Raw genomic sequence first — 17,776 nt, 5'->3', positions numbered from 1 at the left:
TCGAGACGAAGTCCGAAACGACTGGATCGGTGCGATTCGTGCTCTGGATAGCCTGACCGGTGAGCTGAAGTGGGAGTTTCCCATCGAGCCGTCGGCCGCGGGGCTCCTCTCGACCGCCGGCGGGCTCGTTTTCGGCGGGACCCGGAGCGGTTATCTGTTCGCTCTCGACGATACGACGGGCGAAGAGCTCTGGCACTTCTACGCCGGCCGCACCGTCCACGCCTCCCCAATCACCTACCTGTCCGACGGACGGCAAAGGGTGACCGTGGCGGTGGGAAGCAGCATCTTCACCTTCGCGCTTCCCGAATAGTCACCTCGGGAGAGGCTTTTGCGGGTCTTGCGAACCCTCGCTAGACTTCGCGACGATGCGGACAAATCGCCTCGCGCTTTACGCCATCATCGGCGCGAGCCTCGTTCTGAACGTCACCGCCGTCTGGTGGGGCCTGCCGTCCCTCCATGGCTGGGCCCCCGACGAGCTCCAGCCGTCCGTCATCTTATCGGGCATCGAGGTGAGGTTCTCCGGGGACTGGCACCAGCCGGCCTATCCCCCACTGTCCTATTACGTGCTCGCACTCGCCTACCTTCCCGCCCTGGCGTTGGATTTCGCCGATCCGCGAAACGTCGAGCACGCGACGCTCCTGATCGCCATCGGGAGGGCGATCTCGCTCGGGATGGGTGTCGGAATCTTGCTCGTGGTCCACGCTCTGGGAAGAGAGCTCCTCGATTCCACCGCGGCGCTCTTCGCCGCTGCGATCGCGGCGCTCAACGTTCCCTTCGTCTACTATGCCAAGACGGCCAACCTGGACGTTCCCGCTGCGTTCTGGGTTCTGCTGTCTCTCTATTTCTTCGTTCGCGCGATGCGCACCGAGGCCATTCGGGATTTCCTCGCTTTCGCCGCGACCGCGGTTCTGGCGATGCTGACGAAAGATCAGGCCTTCGCCTTTTACGTTCTCCCCCTGGCCTACTTCTTCTATCGCCGGTATCGCGAGAACCGGCGCATCCTCGACCGGCCCGTCGTGCTCTCGTTCGCGCTCGCTCTCGGCTTGTTCCTGGGACTCCATAACATCTTCTTCAACTTCGAGGGATTCATCCACCACTTCCAGGAGATCCTCTGGGCGCGTAGGCACTACGGAGCATTCCCCAGCGGGGTGGGTGCCCAGTTCGCAATTCTGTCGCAGACTTTCAAGCACATCACATTCTCCCTGGGTTGGCCTCTGACGATCGCCAGTCTCTTGGGGGCCGGTCTGGCCATTCAGCGGCGGTCGCGGGCCATCTGGCTTCTCCTCGCCGCCGTTTCTTATTACGGCTTCTTCATCGCCCCGGTGCTGAGCACCTGGCTCCGGTATGCTCTTCCTCTCGGGTTTCTCCTCGCTCCCTTTGGCGGGCTCCTGATTTCCGTGGTTTGGCGCCGGGGCGCCGGATATCGGATCGCCATCGGAGTCGTCTTCGCCTTCTCGCTTGCCCGGGCGGCTTCGGTCGACTTCTTGCTGCTTCAAGACTCGCGCTACACCGCAGAGGCGTGGCTCCACCAGCAGGTGAAACCGGCCGAAGTCGTTGGCTACATGGGCCCGGAGTACTATCTTCCACGGCTTCACCCCTTCCGCGCGAAACGGCTCCGGCCCACTCCCTCGGTTCTCTCCCGCTCGAGTCCCGACTATCTCGTCGTGAATGCCGACTTCACCGAGCGATTCGAGACGGGTTCCCGCGAGAGAGTGCTGTTCGAGGAACTGAGCGCGGGGCGCGCTGGCTATGCTCTCGTCTTCGAGCACCGGACCGAGCCAAGTTGGGTCTTGCTCGATTTCGACGGCATCCTCGGCAACATCGGCAAGCTCAACCCTCTCATTCGCGTCTATCAACGCGCGGAATGAGCTACACACACGCCTCGCTGTGAATCGCGGCGAGATCGCCGCAGTCGTACTCCGCCCAAATCAAGTCGTCGAGTGATCGACGTATCAGATCGTCATAACCCGGCAGCACACGCTTTTCGATCGCCTCGAGCGCCTCGTGGCGGGCTCTCGTTCTCACGCGGCGGGAGTACAGCGCGCAACAGTCCTTGTAGGGCTCGATGGAGATCTCGTAGGTCCCGATGCGCCGGGCGAGATCCATGATCTGCTGTTTGTCGAGGCCCACCAGCGGCCTCAAGACCAGGGCTTCGATGGCCTTGCTGCTGGCGACGATGTTCTCCATCGTTTGCGAGGCGACTTGCGCGAGGCTGTCGCCGGTACCGAGGGCGTCGGAACCGATGCGGCGGGCAAGCTCCTCCGCGGCCCGGAAGAGAAACCGTCGGAACAGAACCGGCTCGTAGCCGGTATTGCCTCCTCGGAGCGCCAAGTCGAAATGAGTGTATGGAACGACGAAGAGGCGGGAGCGCAAGGTGGTGCGACTCAGTTGTTTCGCGATCCGGGAGACTACCGAGTCGTGCAGCTCGACTTCCGTCACGTGCGACGCACTCATGTGAAACCAATCGATGCGGGCGCCCCGGCGGGCGAGAAGAAACGAGGCCACCGGCGAGTCGATTCCTCCCGACAGCAAGCTCAGAACCCGCCCGCTCACTCCCACCGGAAGACCGCCGACGCCCTTCAGCCGCTCGTGGTAGACGAAGGCGGCTTCTCGGTAGATATCGACGTAGAAGGTACGGTGAGGCCGGGAAAGATCGACGCGGTCCCAGCTCGTGCGCTCGCGGATGGCGTCCCCGAGGAGAACCTCCATCTGGGACGACGTGAGCGGAAACCGCTTGTCTACGCGGTGGACCCGAACGGCAAAGCTCCTGTCATCTTCGTAACACTCGCTCGCGCTCGCGACCATGGCATCTTCGATGAGCGAGCGTTCTGGAGGAAGCCGCAGAGCGGCGGCCAACGAATCGACGCCGGCAACGCGCTCCAGAATGCCGAGGGCCTTTTCCAGCTCGGGTCCGAACACCGTTCCCGCATCGACGTCGAGCCTCGCACGGGCGTTCTTGACCGGCCAGGAAATGCCCGCGTGGTCGAGGTAGTGCTGGACGTTTTCCCGAAGGAGCGACCAGAATTCGCTCTGGTTCCGGCGCTTCAAGGTGATTTCCGGGGACCGGAGCAAAATATTGACCGGTGAAGGCATAAAACTAGCTTACCAATTCGGCGATTCTATGAGAGAATACCCGCCGTCGCCGGGGGAGCTCCGGCTGTTGGTTTGGGGGGCCACGATTGCGTGGGACAGATGGGGGGATCTCCGGCGACGCCCCCGGTTTCTTCGAGCTCTGTCACGCGCGATAGCGCTCTTCCCCTCCGACGAACGTTGCCAGGACACGCAGGTCAGCCAGCTCCTCTGGAGGAGTCTCGAGAGGGTCTCGATCGAGGAGCACCAAATCCGCCCATTTACCCGGCTCGAGGCTGCCCCGGTCAGAAGCGTCGCCGCTCGCTTTCGCGCTCCCCATCGTATAAGCATCGATCCCCTCTTTTGCGGTAATCGACTCCTGCGGTGCGATGATCGTTCCCTCCACATCGCGTCGTGTCACCGCTGCTCGGATCCCGAGGAGTGGATTGTCGTCAGGAACGACGGGGGCATCCGATCCCAACGCGACCACGAGCCCTGCCCGAAGCATGGAGCGGATGGGGTAGAGACGATTCAGATACTCCTCACCGAGGTAGCGACGAAAATTTGGCCCGAGGTCATGAATGAACACCGACTGGGGAGCGACGGCGACGCCGAGGCGTCGCGCCCGGGCGATCTGAGAATCATCCGGAAGCCCGAAATGTTCCACCCGGTGACCCGGCCGCCCGAGCCGTTCGTAGGCGTCGAGGACAGTATCGATGGCGGCATCACCGATTGCATGGCAGCAAACGCGTAAACCCGCCTCCTGGGCCTCGAGCGCGAGGGCGAGGAGCTCGTCGGTCCGAGCTCGAAGAAGTCCATGAGTCGGCTCGTGGCGGTACGTACCCCTCAAGGCCGCGGTGGCACCCGACAGTCCTCCGTCGGCGAATAACTTCACCGAGTCGACCCGGAGAAAATCCGACACGAAACGTTCGGGAAGCGGAAGGGGTTTGACTTCCTCGTCCGCCAGTCGCATCGCCATGACGTTGGCGCGCAGGCGAAGCTCTCCGGCACGCTCGAGCTCCCGGTAGGCGCTAACCAGATCGGGGTAAGCACCCGCTTCGGTCGCGCTGGTGATGCCCTTGGACAGTTGCCCGGCCTGAGCCGCACGAATCATCTCGGCATACTCGGCCGGCGTCGGTTCGGGAAGGACGGCCTTCACGAAGCCCATCGCCGTCTCCTGGAGAAGCCCGGTGGGCTCTCCCGACGCATCACGAACGATCGTGCCACCCGGGGGATCGGAGGTGTCGCGGGTGACGCCGGCAATCTCGAGCCCTCGAGAGCTGGCCACGAGCATGTGGCCGCAGGTTCGGGTCAACGCGATGGGCCTTCGGGAAACGGCTTCGTCGAGATCCCGCCGAGTCGGTTGGCGACCTTCGCTCAATCGGGCCTCGTTGTAGCCCCGGCCCAAGAGCCATTGACCGGGGGAGAGCTCACGGTCGCGACGACGCAGCATCGCGGCGAGCTCCGGCAGACTCCCAATCGACCTCAAATCGAGAATACTCGTCAAGAGCTGACCGATCTTCCACACGTGGACGTGCGAATCGTTGAAGCCAGGTAGCAGCGTTCCTCCTTCGAGATCGAGCCTCACGGTCTCGGGACCGACGAGCCCCTCCAGCTCGTCTCGCGATCCAACTGCATGGATTCGCCCGCCCTTCACCGCGAGCGCCTCGGCAGTCGGCCGGTTTTCATCCTGGGTGAGCAGCTTGCCGTTGAAGAAGAACGAGTCCAGCATGAGCTTCAGCTGCGAGCGGCAATCGACTCCTCGAGGACGTCGAGACCCTCTTGGAGGACGGCATCGTCCGCGACCAGAGGGGGCATCAACCGGATGCAGTTGCTGTAGAGACCGGCCCGTATCAGGACCAAACCGCTCGCCACGGCGCGCTTGATGATGGAGAGCGTCTCCTCGGGCGCGGGCTGCCTCGTTTCGCGATCGCGCACGAACTCTACGAGCCTCATCGGGCCCAGCCCGCGTACGTCACCCACCAGGGGGAAGCGATCGTACCATTGGGCGAGACGGCTCTCGATGAGCTTACCTATCTCGCAGGCCCGAGCGAGGAAGTCCGGGCGGCGAATCGCTTCCACGGCCTCGAGGGCGGCAACGCAGCCGAGCGGACTCCCCCCGTACGTTCCCCCAACCCCTCCGAAATGCGCCGCGTCCATGACCTCGGCCCTGCCCGTCACCGCGCTGATTGGCATGCCGGCCCCGAGCGATTTTGCCATGGTGATCAGATCGGGTGCGATACCGTAATGCTCGATTGCGAAGAGCTTTCCCGTGCGGCCCATACCGCATTGGATCTCGTCGGCGATCAAGAGCATGCCGTGCTCGTCGCACAAGGCTCGGATACGCTCGAGGAAACGCGCGGGAAGGGGGATGAATCCCGCCTCTCCCTGGACGGGCTCTATCAGGACCGCGGCGACGGCGGACGGGTCGACCTGAGCGACGAGGCCGTTCTCGAGCTGAGCGATGCAGGTGCTCACGTAGTCTTCTGCGCCCATCGACTGTGGCCGGCGGTACAGATTGGGTGCCGGAAGCCGATAGATCTCGGGCGCGAACGGCCCGAAGCCTTTCTTGAAGAGGGCGTACTTGCTCGTGAGGCTCATGGTGAGAAGCGTCCGGCCGTGATAGGCCCCCTCGAACACGATGATGGCCGGTCGTTTCGTGTAAGCGCGAGCGAGCTTCACGGCGTTCTCGACCGCCTCGGCTCCGCTGTTCGAGAGCAGGGTCTTCTTCTCGAAATCGCCCGGCGTGATGGAGTTGAGGAGCTCGGCGAGCCGCACGTAGGGCTCGTACGTTCCTACCAGAGCACACATGTGGATGAGCTTCTCCGCCTGCACCGAGACCGCCTGGACTACCGATTTCGGACAGTGGCCCACCGCCAGCATGCCGATTCCACCGGCAAAGTCGATGAGCGTATTCCCGTCGACGTCTCGAACCAGGGCCCCGTTCGCGCTCTCGACGACCACATCGGTGGCTCGGCCCAACCCCCCCGACACCGCCTTCGCCCTCCTCGCGAGCCATTCTTTCGCCTTGGGACCCGGAATCTCCGTCTTCAGAACGATGCTGCTCATCTTGAATGGACCTCCTTGTCGGCCGCGAGAACGAGGAGCACACCATAGTTGTCACATGCTGGATCATGAAGGTAGTCGGAAACGAGGCCCAGCGGCTCGAAACCGATTCTCATCTGGGCCGAGATAGTCGGGTCGGTCAGCTGCCCTCTTAGAAGAGCCTGGTAGTAGGCCTCGGCGCTCATCGTTCCCTTCAGATCCCCATAGCCCCGCAACATGCCCACGGTTACCTGCCCCTTGAGACCCAGGCGTTTCACGGTGTCGTGTCGCGCGGCGTAGAGCCCCCGGGCGATTCCCCGTCGGCGATAGGCGGGATCGGTGCCGATGTCCGCGCCATAGAGCCAGTCTCCCTCGGGATCGTGCGACGTGAGCCATCCGCCTTGAATCATGTCGGCGAACGTATGCTGGGGGTGATCGAAATCGAAGAGAGTACGGATCGTCGTCGTCATTCCCACGACACGCTTCCCATCGAGAGCCACGAACTGCCCCTCGGGGAAAATCTCGACGTGCTTGCGGTAGTGGGCTTCCTTGAAGCGTTCCGAGTCGTCCAGGGTTGGAAAAACGAGAAGCTGGAGCTGCTCGAGAGCACGCGCGTGTCGCGGAAGGGTGGAGCAAATCACGATGCCGCTTTCCAGGCGTTTCTCGTAGCTCATCGAAGAGTGCTTCCGGTCTAGAGTGCTCAATGCCGTGGCGGGACCCGTAATCGATCGTGCCGCCACGGCTCGGGCTGCTTACGGCGCGGCGAGCGCGCCGGGCTCGCTCCGCTCGCGCAGGCTGGATTGTACTTTTTCATCAGCCTGCCTAGACTTCTCGCGAGAGTCGATAAGCCTGGCGCGCATACTCGCTTACCATCCGCTCGGTGTTGAAGAAACTACCGTTCAGGGCGATGGCATGTCGAGCCACTTCCATGTAGCCGGAAAGGTCGCGGTAAAAGAGAGGGAGGATTACCCTCTCCAGCTTGTCATACAAGCTCGCAGCGTCCGCCTCCCCGTCCGGCTCCGAGGACAGCTTGGGGGTCTCGCCGATCGACCAACCGGTTACACCCTCGATATATCCCTCGATCCACCAACCGTCGAGGATGCTCAAACTGGGTACGCCGTTGAGGGCCGCTTTCATGCCGCTGGTCCCCGAAGCTTCCTTCGGCGCCTCCGGCGTATTCAGCCACAGGTCGGAGCCCGCGGTGAGGAGCGCCCCCAGTCTCATGTTGTAGTTCTCCAGATAGACGAGCCGGATCTTCGGGGAGAGTTTCTCGCGAACCGAGAGGACCCTCTGGATGATGGCTTTGCCTCGCTCGTCGCGAGGATGGGCCTTCCCCGCGTAGACGAACTGCATGGGACCGGCCTTCTCGGCGATCTGATTCAACCTGTCGACGTCTCGAAACACGAGGTCGGCCCGTTTGTAGGCCGTGGCCCGACGGGCGAAGCCAATCGTGATCACCTTCTCGTCCAGCTCGATCTGCAATGACTCCTTGATCGCCGAGAGGAGATCCTGTTTTGCGATCCGGTGAGCTTCCACGAGCTCTTCGAGAGGCACGGCGCTCATGTAGCGCAGGCTCTGGTTGTCCTCTCGCCATCCGGGAACGTGCCGATCGAACAGTCGTGCGATCGAGGGTGCCGCCCAGGTTGCGGCGTGGACGCCGTTCGTGATCGCCGAGACGTCGTACCCTCCGAACATTCCGCGGGCCACCTCGCCATGTCGGCGCGCGACCCCGTTGACGTAGCGACTGTGCAAGAGCGCGAGCTCGGTCATGTTGACGACGTCGCCCGGGAAGAGCTGGGCGAGGTGCAGAAACAACTCCTTGGGAAGGAGTCTTTCGAAAAGCTCCTTGGGAAAACGGTCGTGCCCCGCGGCGACGGGCGTGTGGGTGGTGAACACGCAGTGGTTCTTGACGTGACTCACGTCCGAGGAGGAAGGTACCTTGCGACCGGCGCGCCGAGCGGCCAGGTGCATCAGCTCCAGCGTCAGCAGGCTCGAATGACCCTCGTTCATGTGATAGGTGTCGAGCCCGTCGTGCCCCATCGCCCGGAGGAAGCGCAGCCCACCGATACCGAGGATGATCTCCTGGCAAAGCCGGTGACGATGGTCACCACCATAGAGGACGTCGGTGAGTCGCCTCTGCTCCTCGGTATTCTCTTCGAGGTCGCTGTCCAGGAAATAGACCGGGATCTTGTGGCCCAGGACTCCCTCGATCACCGCGAGCCATCCCCGAAGGACGACGGTCTGGCCCTCGACCTCTACCTGCACCCTGGGTTGCATCTCGGTGAGGTGATCGGCGACGTTCCAGGCATCGGGCTCTTCGAGTTGTTGGCCCGAGGCGTCGATCCTCTGGCGAAAGTAGCCGTTTCGATGGATCAGGGTCACGGCGGCGAGCGGAAGACCCCAATCGGCCGCGGCCCTGAGGGTATCGCCGGCAAGCACACCGAGACCTCCCGAGTAGGTGGGCATTCGGTGTGAAAGCCCGATCTCCATAGAGAAATAAGCGATCGTTGTCTCCAGCAAACCGCGTTGTCCTCCTGCTTGCATATGAGTCGCTGTGATTCATTGTAGAAAGCTGTGGGGATGTTCGTTAGAATTTTATCAGAGACTTCACTTCCAAACATTCCTTGGGAGACGGAGAGAGAGGTATCGACTTATGGAGCTCTACCTCGTGCGTCACGGGGAGGCGGATCAACCCGTCCCGGAGCGGGATCGGGACGGTGGCCCCCCGCTGAGCCAGAACGGCCTTGCCCAAGCGCGGCGCTCGGCCCATTTCGCAGCCCGGCTGGGAGTCAAGGTGGTCGAGATCCGGCACTCCGACAAGCTGCGCGCGGTGCAAACCGCCCAGGAGTTCGAGCGCGCTCTCGGGTGCCCGAGGCGTCAGCTACCGGGCCTCGGACCCAACGACGACATCAATCCGTTGCGTCGCGAGGCCGCCGGTCTCGAGCAGAACGTCATGGTCGTGGGACATCTGCCTTACCTGGGCCGGATCGCAGGCGCATTGCTCGCGCAGGACGAAAGCAAACCCGTCGTCGTTTTCCACCCCGCCGCACTGATCCGGTTGGATCGCCGGGACGACGACCGGTGGAGCCTTCAGCTGGTAATGCCGACCGGCGTCATGTCTTAGAGTGCGCAGGGTGGGCCGAGTTCTTATCACCCTGCACACCGTGATCATTCGGGCGCCCAGATCCGGATGCCCCCGTCGCCAAGTCCCGCGACGATCCACGGCTCGTCGCCACCGGTAACGCATACGCCGACGAAACTGTCGTCGGGGCCGCCCCAGAGCGTTGCCCGTGCCGTCGCCGTATCCACGTTCCAAAGAACGAGGCTCGAGTCCATGGCGACGCTCGCGAGCTCGGCCCCGCCGGGAAAGTATGCGAGGCCGGCGATTGACTTCTTGTGTCCCGTGAGCGGCTTGCCTTCCTCACGGCGAAGGAGGTCGAACATGTGAATGGTGCAATCCCTCCCACCGGTGGCGATGAAGTCTCCGTTGGGAGATACGGCGATGACGCTCACCGCCGCGCCGTGGCCCCGCAGAGTCGCCGTCAATCGTCCGGTGCGCGCATCATGGACACGGAGGACGCGATTCGTATGTCCGCAGATGAGATGGACTCCGTCGTGCGAATAGGCGAGAGACGTAACGCCCGAAGGCTGCCGTATCAGCCTTCTTTCGGCCTCACCGCGTCGAAGCTGACTGAGCTTCCACAGCTTCAACGTCGAGTCGAGTCCGCCCGAGGCGAGCGTTTCCCCGTCGGGAGAAAAGGCGACCTGACCGATCGAGTCATCGTGCCGCATGCGCACTGGAATCTCCTGGCCGGTGTCCATGCTCCAGAGGTGGACTTTGCCATCGACATGGCCCGACGCCAGAAACGCGCCGTCGGGAGAGAAGGCGAGCGACGTGACCAGAGCCTCGTGTCCCGCTCGTTGATGGAGCGCCGTGCGAAAGCTCGTGAGCTTGCGTTTCGATTCGAGGTCCCACAACCGGACCGAACCGTCGACGCCTCCGGCAGCCACGAGCCGCGTTCGGGGTCCCATGGCGATCACCTGCACTCCGGGAGGCTCGCCGAACGAGGCGATTTGCTTGTAAGTCAGTGTCGGGCGCACTCGCGCCAGGCGGTAGGTCTGCGGGCGCAGCGATCCGGTCCTGACCCTGCCGGGCCTCCCCGGTTTCTGCAACAATTCGCGGAGCTCGAGCGCCGGCTCGAATCCGGGCGTCAACGAAAGGACGTCCTCGACGATCCGGAGGGCCTCGCTGCGTTCTCCGGCAGTGAGCGCCATGCGTGCTTCATCGACCCAACGAGACGCTTCCGGTGACGGGGGTGCGATCGCTTCATTGAAGAGAGTAGGCTCCGTCTGAATATCAATGAGCGCCACCTCGATCTCATGTATGAGATCCACGACCGAGCCGTGAGCGGGCTCGAGCGCCTGCGCCCGCCGAGCCGCCTCGAGGGCTCGTTGCGGTTGTCCGCCGGAGAGCAGGCTCTTCGCCAGCTCGAGGTTCGTCCGGTAACCGCGTGCCCGCGCCTCGTTCGACAGTTCCTTGAACGAAGAGGGAGCTCCCATGGCGTTCTCGATGGCGTTCGCCGTTTCCGCCAGATCGCGAAAGCGCCCGTTCGGCTGCTTGACGAGAATCCGGTCGATCACGGCGACGATCTCGGGTGGAACGCCCAGCTTTCGCCCGTCCATCGGCCGGGGGGTCGCGTGAACGATTTGATAGACGAGGCTGGCAACCGTCGTGGCGACGAACGGCCTGTCGCCGGTCAGGAGCTCATAGGCAATCACGCCGACGGCCCACATGTCGGCACGATGGTCCACGGTGTCGGTCGAGATCTGCTCCGGCGCCATATAGTTGGGAGTGCCCAATACCAGGCCGGTCTTCGTCTTGAAATCCTTGGTGGGCCCACTCATCTGCGCCACGCCGAAATCGAGGATCTTCGCCGTCCCGTCGGGAAGAACCTGGATGTTTCCCGGCTTGACGTCGCGGTGGATCACGCCTCGCTTGTGCGCAAAATCGAGCCCGCGGCAGATTTGGAGGATGATATCGATCTTGTCCTGCAGCCGTTCGGGCCTGTGAGACTCCATGAGCTGCGCGAGACTTACACCATCGAGCAGCTCCATGACGATGTAGGGAACGCCATCGGGGGCGACCTCGCCGAAATCGAAGACGGTGACAATGTTCGGATGCTGGAGGTTCGCCGCCGATCTCGCCTCTCGGTCGAACCGGGCCCGCATCTCCTTCTCGATGAGCAGCTCCTCGGACATCATCTTGACGGCAACGAGACGGTCGAGGGAGGGGTCGCGTGCTTTGTAGACCGTACCCATCGCACCTCGCCCGAGCTCGGAGAGAATCTCGTACTTGCCGATCCGCTCGGGTTGGGAGGACATAAGCCGTGTCTAATCGTCCGTGAGACGAGTTATTTTCCATTGTAGCATCGCAACTTGAAGCAAAGGAGAACCGATGGGAGAGAAAATCGACGCCTTCAACCGCTTTCGCACCGAAATGAACGAATCCATTCTCGCCGGGGGTACGAGAGAAACGAAGCGCTTTTTCAACTTGGACAGCGGGGTCTATCGCGACGGCGCTCTATCGGCCAAGACGAAGGAGCTTCTCGGTCTCACATCCTCGATGGTCCTGCGCTGCAATGATTGCATCACCTACCATGTGCTTCAGTGCCGCGAAGCGGGAGTAACCGAGCCGGAGTTTGCCGAAGCTTTCGACGTGGCGCTCGTCGTCGGTGGCTCCATCGTGATCCCTCATCTCCGACATGCCCGGGCGATATTGAACGAGCTGAAGGAAGCCGGAGCCTGAGGCTTCGACTCCGTTGACCGCGCGTCGCCAAATCTGTTAGAACCTCGCTTCGATGCGCGTTCCCCGGCTCGTTCTCTCCGCAGCTCTGCTGCTCGCCGCCTGTCAGGAAAACCGAATCCTTCGAGCCAGCCATCAGTGGCCCGACGGCGATGTTCGCGGGGAGATGCTCGAGATCATCAGGACGGAGCTGGAGTCCGCCGGCGTCGATCTGAAGATCCGCATCTACCCCGGCCAGTCGCTCTTCGAGGCCACGGAGCAATGGCCGGCGATGACGCGCGGACGGCTCGACATCTCGGTATTCCCCTTGGCCTACGCCGCGGGGCGACATCCGGAGTTCAATCTGACCCTCATGCCCGGACTGGTGAAGAGCCACGCGCACGCCCAGCGAGTCAACGATTCTCCGTTCATGGACGAGATCCGGCGCCGGGTCGCCGAGCAAGGCGTCCTGGTGCTCGCCGACGCGTGGCTTGCCGGAGGGTTCGCCTCCAAGAGCGGATGTATCCTCGTTCCCGGGGACATCAAGGGACAGACGATTCGCGGTGCGGGCAAGGCCTTCGAACAGATGTTGCTGGGCGCCGGGGGCTCCATTACTTCGATGCCCAGCTCCGAGATCTATACCGCGATGCAGACCGGGGTGCTCGATGCAACGATGACGAGCAGCATCAGCTTCGTTTCCTTTCGCCTCTACGAGCAAGTCCAATGCCTGACCGCGCCGGGGGAGACGGCGCTCTGGTTCATGTACCAGCCGATACTCATGTCGAAGCGGAGCTTCGACGGGCTGACCGACCAACAGCAGGCGGCGCTGAAGGATGCGAGCGTGAAAGCGGAAGTCTTCTTTTCCCAGCAGGCGAAGGAGCTCGACCGGGAGGCGGAGTCCACCTTCGAAAGGGCGGGCGTGCGGGTCGTTCGCCTGAGCCCGGAGCAGCTCGATGGTTGGCTCGCGCTGGCCAACGAGACTTCCTACAGGCTCTTCGCCGAAGAGGTCGAAGGCGGGAAGGCCCTTCTCGATCAAGCGCTCGGGGTCGAGTGAACGCATTCATCTCCGTAGTGGGAAGGGCTTCCCGTTTCTTCGGGATGCTTGCCGCTTTCATGATCGGCCTCTCGGTAATGGTCGTATGCCACCTGGTCTTCGTGCGGTACGTCTTGCGTAGTCCCACGGCGTGGCAAACCGAGCTCGTGACCTATTTGCTCGTCGGGGCCACGCTCGTCGGTAGCCCCTACGTCCTGATGATCCGCGGCCACGTCGGCGTGGACCTCCTCCCCCTTTATCTATCCGATGGCGCTCGCCGTCGGCTCGCACTCGGATGCGCGCTTGCGGGAATCATCTTCTGCGGCGTTCTTCTCTGGTCAGGCCTCGAGCTCTGGTACGAGGCCTGGGCCGGTGACTGGCTGTCGGAAACGGTATGGGCGGTGCCGCTTTGGATTCCCTACGCGTCGCTGCCTCTGGGGTTCGGCCTCATGTTGCTTCAGTACATCGCCGACGTTCTTGCGCTCCTCACGGGTCACGCCGGGGCGCAGCGGTGAACCCTCTCACCACCGGGGCGGTTATCGCGATCGTCACCGCTCTCGTCCTCTTGTCGGGCATGCCTGTCGCCGTGGGCCTCGGCATCGTCTCGATCGGCTTTCTCGTCGCCTTCGAAGGTCCGTCGAGTCTTTCGCTCGTGGCGGAGCTGTTCTTCGGCACTCTCGACGACTTCACCCTCCTCGCGATTCCCATGTTCATCGTCATGGGGGCCGCGGTTGCGGCTTCTCGCGCGGGATCCGATCTCTACGACGCGCTCGACCGATGGCTGTACCGGGTGCCGGGGGGGCTCGTCATCTCGAATCTGGGGGGATGCGCCCTCTTCTCGGCCCTATCGGGATCGTCGCCCGCGACCTGTGCGGCGATCGGAAAGATGGGCATACCTGCCATGCGGGCTCGCGGCTTCAGCGACAGCCTCGCGGCGGGCTCGATTGCGGCGGGCGGCACTCTCGGCATTCTCATTCCCCCGAGCGTCACCATGATCGTCTATGGAATCGCGACCGAGACCTCGATCGGCCGATTGTTCCTCGCCGGAGTCGTACCCGGAGTACTCTTGACCGGGCTGTTCATGGCCTGGGCCTTGTTCGCGACCTGGCGCTCGAAACGGGTCTCCAACGTGGCGGAGGCCGCTCCCAGCTGGCGAGAGAAGCTCGAGTCGCTTCCCAAGGTCCTACCCTTTCTGCTCATCATCGTCGCGGTCGTCTACGTCCTGTACGGAGGGGTCGCTACCCCGTCCGAGACCGCCGGGGTCGGCGCCTTTCTCGTGATCCTCCTGGTGACGTTGATCTATCGTGTGTTCCATCCGGCCGAGCTCTGGAAGGTGATGCGGGACTCGACGCGCGAGTCGGTGATGATCCTCTTCATCATCGCCGCCTCGGGGCTCTTCAGCTACATGCTCTCGAGCCTCTACGTGACGCAGTCTCTCGCCGAATGGATCGTCTCGATGGACGCGAACCGCTGGATTCTGATGTTCTTCATCAACGTCTTTCTGCTCGTCGCCGGATTCTTTCTTCCACCGGTGGCCATCATCCTCATGGCCGCGCCCATATTGCTCCCCATCATTACCAAGGCGGGTTTCGATCCTTATTGGTTCGCCGTCGTGCTCACCGTCAACATGGAGATCGGTCTCATCACGCCTCCCGTCGGACTGAATCTGTACGTGATCAACGGCATCGTTCCCGATATCGCCCTGCCCGCAGTCCTGAAAGGTGCATTGCCCTTCATGCTGTGTATGATCGTCGCCATCGTGCTCCTCTGCTTTTTTCCCGCACTCGCGACCTGGCTTCCCGGGAAGCTGATGGGTGAAGCTCTCCCCTGACGCCGTAACTTACCAGCCTGCCTTCTCGACTTCGGAAACCCTCGTCTTTGGCAACAGAAAGGCGAGTGAGCTCATCGCGCCATAGGAGAGCCTCGTTTTCAAAGGTATGCTTCCTCTCTCCAGCTCCGATTTGAGCGCATCCAGTATCTCTCGCCAACCGCCGACGACTTCCCTGTGGGTCTTGACTTGGTCCGTCCATCCTCCGTGAGTGAGCGTTACCCGACATCCGCCCGATGTCTCTTCCAGCTCCCAGGTAACGAGACTGGGCTCTTCGCGCCGCGTAGTGAAGAGGTAGGTGTGGGAGAATTTCCTCGGCGGGGATACTTCGATCACCTCACCCACCACGAAGACATGCTTCATGTTCGGGCTGTAATACCTGAGCTTGCTTCCAGGCACGAGATTCGACTCCAGTACCGTGTTCACCATGGCTCTCTGGATTCGGCCGGTTTTCGTGATCTCCTCCCAAACCCGTTGTCTCGGAACACCGATCTCGATGGTGAGCACATGGTTCTTCAACTTTCCTTCAGGCATGTCATCTCCTCGTCTTTCCCGTCTTTCCCCTCTCCTCCCGAGTCTTCGAGCTCTGTTGCTCGGCCTCGAGCTCTCCCTTCAGTGCCAAAAGGGCCTCGGCCCAGGGTCGCTGATACCGACTCACCCACCGGTGGTAGATCTCCTGGATGGGAATTGGATTGAGATAGTTGAATCGCTTTCGACCCATCCGTCGATGCACGACGAGGTGGCCTGCTTCGAGCACGCGGATGTGCTGCATGACCGCGAAGCGAGAATGCTCCGGGAACCGTTCGGCCAGCTCACCGGTCGTACAGGGGCCGTCCGCCAGGATGTCCAGGATTCTACGCCGGAGCGGATTCGCCAGAGCCCTCCAAACCGGCTCGAGCTCGGTTCTTTGTTCCGCACCCATATGTTATAAAAATATAACATATTTGGAGGGTTGTCAATCGGTCGTGCTCGAGGAGATTTCAGGGGGATTTCAGCGGGTAGTTCGCTTCCGGTAAGCCTCGGTGTCGTAGACCTCGGGATTGACGCAATTCGGGGCGCGCTCGAGCCTGCCATGGGCAACGGCGTTCTCGGCACACATCCTTGCCATCTTGTTGCGGGTGTCGCGGCTCGCCGAAGCGATATGGGGTAGAACGACGACGTTTTCGAGATCGGCAAGCCCAGGCGCCATCAGAGGCTCGTCCTCGAAAACGTCCAGCCCCGCCCCCGCGATCTTGCCCTCGCGAAGCGCTGCGACGAGCGCCTTTTCGTCGACGATGGGTCCGCGAGCGGTATTGATCAGGATGGCCGTTGTCTTCATCTTGTCGAATGCCTCGGCACCGAACAGATGCTTTGTCGAAGGATTCAGATCCGTATGGATGGTGACGAAGTCACTCAGCTCCAGGAGGCGATCCAGCTCGGCGTACTCCACTCCCTCGGTCCGCTCGATGATTTGTTGCATGGGGGGATCGTGAGCGAGACAACGCATGTCGAACCCCGATGCCCGGCGCAGAACCGCCTGGCCGATGCGTCCGAAGCCTACGATACCGAGGACCTTCGGACGCCCGTCCCCTCCGCGACTGACGTCGGCTCCGAGGAAGAGGCTCGGGCCCCAAATCTTGTACTTGCCCCCTCGCATATAGCGATCGGCAGAGACGACGTTGCGAGCGACGGCCATGATGAGGGTCCAGGCGAGATCGGCCGTGGTGTCGGTCAGAACGCCGGGGGTGTTCGTGACCGGCAGACCGAGCTCGGTCGCGGCTACCACGTCGATGTTGTTGTACCCAACGGCGTAGTTGGCAATGCCGCGGAGGCTGGCACCCGCCCGCATGATTTCCCCATCGATTCTCTCGGTGAGGAGCGACACCAGGACGTCCGCATCCTTGACGCCTTCCAGCACCTTCGCCCGCGGCACGAGCTCGTCTTCGGCGTCCTGGGCAATCGCGACGCGACCGGCTCGTTCCAGGATCAGAAGGCCGGCCGAAGGAATCCTGCGAGTGGCGAATATCTTCATGGCGCCTCGAACCCCAAGGCTTCGGAGTCGTTCAGGAACTTCTCGAATCCCACACGGTCCGCGGCGCCGCGTCCTATCCGCGCGACGCCTTCCCGGATCGAATCCATGTCGGTCGCATAGGAGAGTCTCACGAAATGCTGCCCTTCGCTCGCGAGAACACCAAAGCTCCGGCGATCGACCAGGGCCACACCGTGATAGTAGAGGAGAAAGCGAACCAGCAGCGTAGCCGGGCTCGTCCGACCCCGGAGCGACTCCGGAAGCGTGCGGTAGAACGCGTGCACTCCGAGCGCCTCACAGACCCCGTCTACGTTGGGAAAGACGTAGAAAGCGCCAAGAGGCTTCTCGCAGGTAATTCCCGGGATGGCGTTGAGGGCGGGAACGACGTAGTCACGCCTTCTCTTGAACTCGGCGACCATGTGGCGGACCACTTCGGGAGTCTTGGGACTCACGAACGCTTCGCGTGCCGCCTCCTGAATGAACGGTGGAACGCAGCTGACGATATTGATGTTGATCTGCTTGAAGACCGCAGCTTCTTCCACGGTGGGAAGGACGCACCAGCCGAGCCGCCAGCCGGTCATTGCGTAACCTTTCGAGTGACCGCTGGCAATGATCGTTCGCTTGGTCATCGAGGGTACCGAGGCGATGGAGAAGTGCTCGAAGCCATCGAAACAAATGTGCTCGTAGATCTCGTCCGAATAGATGCGAACGTGGGGATGCGCCTTGCGCTCCACCAGCTTCGCCACACCTTCGAGAAGCTCGCGGGACAGCACGCCTCCCGTGGGGTTGGACGGAGAACAGAGCATCAGGACCTTCGTCCTAGGCGAGACGAGAGCCTCGAGGTCTTCGGGCGCGAAGGCGAAGCCCTTCTCCTCGCGCAAGAGCAGGGGAACGGGTGTGCCTCCCATGTAGGTGACCCACGACTCGTATATGGGGAAGCCCGGGCTCGGGTAGATGATTTCGTCACCCGGGTCCACATAGCTCATCATCGTGTAACCGATGGCAGGCTTG

The 17,776-nt window shown here is 62.4% G+C and carries 17 protein-coding genes; 7 read left to right on the top strand and 10 right to left on the bottom strand.

Features of this window, described 5'->3' with window-relative positions; translation table 11 throughout:
• A partial coding sequence (locus tag VEK15_13955) for a PQQ-binding-like beta-propeller repeat protein (protein ID HXV61796.1) occupies positions 1-310 on the top strand: 310 nt, incomplete at its 5' end.
• A 55-nt stretch (positions 311-365) separates the two neighbouring features.
• Entirely contained in the window at positions 366-1,868 is a 1,503-nt protein-coding gene (locus tag VEK15_13950; GenBank protein HXV61795.1) for a glycosyltransferase family 39 protein, read from the top strand.
• 1 nt (position 1,869) lies between these two features.
• On the opposite strand, the gene thiI is transcribed toward VEK15_13950, so the two are convergent.
• From thiI to glgP, 5 genes are all read right to left on the bottom strand, one after another.
• Positions 1,870-3,093, bottom strand: coding sequence for a tRNA uracil 4-sulfurtransferase ThiI (gene thiI / locus VEK15_13945; GenBank protein ID HXV61794.1), 1,224 nt, complete (start codon positions 3,091-3,093; stop codon positions 1,870-1,872).
• Between the two features lie 142 nt (positions 3,094-3,235).
• Positions 3,236-4,801 carry an amidohydrolase gene (locus tag VEK15_13940; protein HXV61793.1) on the bottom strand — a complete coding sequence of 522 codons (1,566 nt, stop codon included), beginning with the start codon at positions 4,799-4,801 and terminating at the stop codon, positions 3,236-3,238.
• 5 nt (positions 4,802-4,806) lie between these two features.
• Complete coding sequence (gene gabT, locus VEK15_13935) at positions 4,807-6,138, bottom strand: 4-aminobutyrate--2-oxoglutarate transaminase (GenBank protein HXV61792.1); 1,332 nt, start codon at positions 6,136-6,138, stop codon at positions 4,807-4,809.
• Complete coding sequence (locus tag VEK15_13930) at positions 6,135-6,788, bottom strand: GNAT family N-acetyltransferase (GenBank protein HXV61791.1); 654 nt, start codon at positions 6,786-6,788, stop codon at positions 6,135-6,137. The genes gabT and VEK15_13930 overlap by 4 nt, the downstream gene beginning before the upstream one ends.
• A gap of 148 nt (positions 6,789-6,936) precedes the next feature.
• On the bottom strand, positions 6,937-8,634 hold the full coding sequence (glgP, locus tag VEK15_13925; protein HXV61790.1) for an alpha-glucan family phosphorylase: 1,698 nt from the start codon (positions 8,632-8,634) through the stop codon (positions 6,937-6,939).
• A 133-nt stretch (positions 8,635-8,767) separates the two neighbouring features.
• Between glgP and sixA the strand changes: the two genes are divergently transcribed.
• Positions 8,768-9,238, top strand: a complete 471-nt coding sequence (sixA, locus tag VEK15_13920) for a phosphohistidine phosphatase SixA (GenBank protein HXV61789.1) — start codon at positions 8,768-8,770, stop codon at positions 9,236-9,238.
• A 44-nt stretch (positions 9,239-9,282) separates the two neighbouring features.
• On the opposite strand, the gene VEK15_13915 is transcribed toward sixA, so the two are convergent.
• Positions 9,283-11,496, bottom strand: a complete 2,214-nt coding sequence (locus tag VEK15_13915; GenBank protein ID HXV61788.1) for a protein kinase — start codon at positions 11,494-11,496, stop codon at positions 9,283-9,285.
• Positions 11,497-11,569: 73 nt separating this feature from the next.
• Between VEK15_13915 and VEK15_13910 the strand changes: the two genes are divergently transcribed.
• The 4 genes from VEK15_13910 to VEK15_13895 are packed head-to-tail and all read left to right on the top strand — an operon-like array spanning position 11,570 to position 14,760.
• Positions 11,570-11,920: a carboxymuconolactone decarboxylase family protein gene (locus VEK15_13910; protein HXV61787.1), complete on the top strand. Its 351-nt coding sequence runs from the start codon at positions 11,570-11,572 to the stop codon at positions 11,918-11,920.
• 52 nt (positions 11,921-11,972) lie between these two features.
• Positions 11,973-12,950, top strand: coding sequence for a TRAP transporter substrate-binding protein DctP (gene dctP, locus VEK15_13905; protein HXV61786.1), 978 nt, complete (start codon positions 11,973-11,975; stop codon positions 12,948-12,950).
• Positions 12,947-13,444: a TRAP transporter small permease gene (locus VEK15_13900; GenBank protein HXV61785.1), complete on the top strand. Its 498-nt coding sequence runs from the start codon at positions 12,947-12,949 to the stop codon at positions 13,442-13,444. The genes dctP and VEK15_13900 overlap by 4 nt, the downstream gene beginning before the upstream one ends.
• Positions 13,441-14,760: a TRAP transporter large permease gene (locus VEK15_13895; protein HXV61784.1), complete on the top strand. Its 1,320-nt coding sequence runs from the start codon at positions 13,441-13,443 to the stop codon at positions 14,758-14,760. The genes VEK15_13900 and VEK15_13895 overlap by 4 nt, the downstream gene beginning before the upstream one ends.
• A gap of 9 nt (positions 14,761-14,769) precedes the next feature.
• Here the strand turns inward: VEK15_13895 and VEK15_13890 are convergent, their stop codons facing one another.
• The 4 genes from VEK15_13890 to VEK15_13875 form a co-directional block, all read right to left on the bottom strand.
• The gene (locus tag VEK15_13890; GenBank protein HXV61783.1) at positions 14,770-15,291 is read right to left on the bottom strand and encodes an SRPBCC domain-containing protein; all 522 of its coding nucleotides are present in this window, start codon (positions 15,289-15,291) and stop codon (positions 14,770-14,772) included.
• Between the two features lies 1 nt (position 15,292).
• A complete protein-coding gene (locus VEK15_13885; protein ID HXV61782.1) occupies positions 15,293-15,679 on the bottom strand; it encodes a metalloregulator ArsR/SmtB family transcription factor in 387 nt (128 codons plus the stop codon).
• Between the two features lie 69 nt (positions 15,680-15,748).
• Complete coding sequence (locus tag VEK15_13880; GenBank protein HXV61781.1) at positions 15,749-16,768, bottom strand: D-glycerate dehydrogenase; 1,020 nt, start codon at positions 16,766-16,768, stop codon at positions 15,749-15,751.
• A partial coding sequence (locus VEK15_13875; protein HXV61780.1) for an aminotransferase class I/II-fold pyridoxal phosphate-dependent enzyme occupies positions 16,765-17,776 on the bottom strand: 1,012 nt, incomplete at its 5' end. The genes VEK15_13880 and VEK15_13875, both read right to left, overlap by 4 nt.

It is taken from the genome of Vicinamibacteria bacterium (assembly GCA_035620555.1).
Taxonomy (GTDB): domain Bacteria; phylum Acidobacteriota; class Vicinamibacteria; order Marinacidobacterales; family SMYC01; genus DASPGQ01.
Note: the sequence above shows the minus strand (reverse complement) of the source record. Positions and strands in the feature narration are given on the sequence as shown.

Excerpts from the sequence above, each read along its gene's own strand:
- VEK15_13950 (HXV61795.1), top strand. The coding sequence starts at position 366 with ATGCGGACAAATCGCCTCGCGCTTTACGCCATCATCGGCGCGAGCCTC.
- dctP (HXV61786.1), top strand. The coding sequence starts at position 11,973 with ATGCGCGTTCCCCGGCTCGTTCTCTCCGCAGCTCTGCTGCTCGCCGCC.
- VEK15_13930 (HXV61791.1), bottom strand. The coding sequence starts at position 6,788 with ATGAGCTACGAGAAACGCCTGGAAAGCGGCATCGTGATTTGCTCCACC.
- VEK15_13890 (HXV61783.1), bottom strand. The coding sequence starts at position 15,291 with ATGCCTGAAGGAAAGTTGAAGAACCATGTGCTCACCATCGAGATCGGT.
- VEK15_13885 (HXV61782.1), bottom strand. The coding sequence starts at position 15,679 with ATGGGTGCGGAACAAAGAACCGAGCTCGAGCCGGTTTGGAGGGCTCTG.
- thiI (HXV61794.1), bottom strand. The coding sequence starts at position 3,093 with ATGCCTTCACCGGTCAATATTTTGCTCCGGTCCCCGGAAATCACCTTG.
- gabT (HXV61792.1), bottom strand. The coding sequence starts at position 6,138 with ATGAGCAGCATCGTTCTGAAGACGGAGATTCCGGGTCCCAAGGCGAAA.
- VEK15_13880 (HXV61781.1), bottom strand. The coding sequence starts at position 16,768 with ATGAAGATATTCGCCACTCGCAGGATTCCTTCGGCCGGCCTTCTGATC.
- sixA (HXV61789.1), top strand. The coding sequence starts at position 8,768 with ATGGAGCTCTACCTCGTGCGTCACGGGGAGGCGGATCAACCCGTCCCG.
- VEK15_13915 (HXV61788.1), bottom strand. The coding sequence starts at position 11,496 with ATGTCCTCCCAACCCGAGCGGATCGGCAAGTACGAGATTCTCTCCGAG.
- VEK15_13910 (HXV61787.1), top strand. The coding sequence starts at position 11,570 with ATGGGAGAGAAAATCGACGCCTTCAACCGCTTTCGCACCGAAATGAAC.
- VEK15_13940 (HXV61793.1), bottom strand. The coding sequence starts at position 4,801 with ATGCTGGACTCGTTCTTCTTCAACGGCAAGCTGCTCACCCAGGATGAA.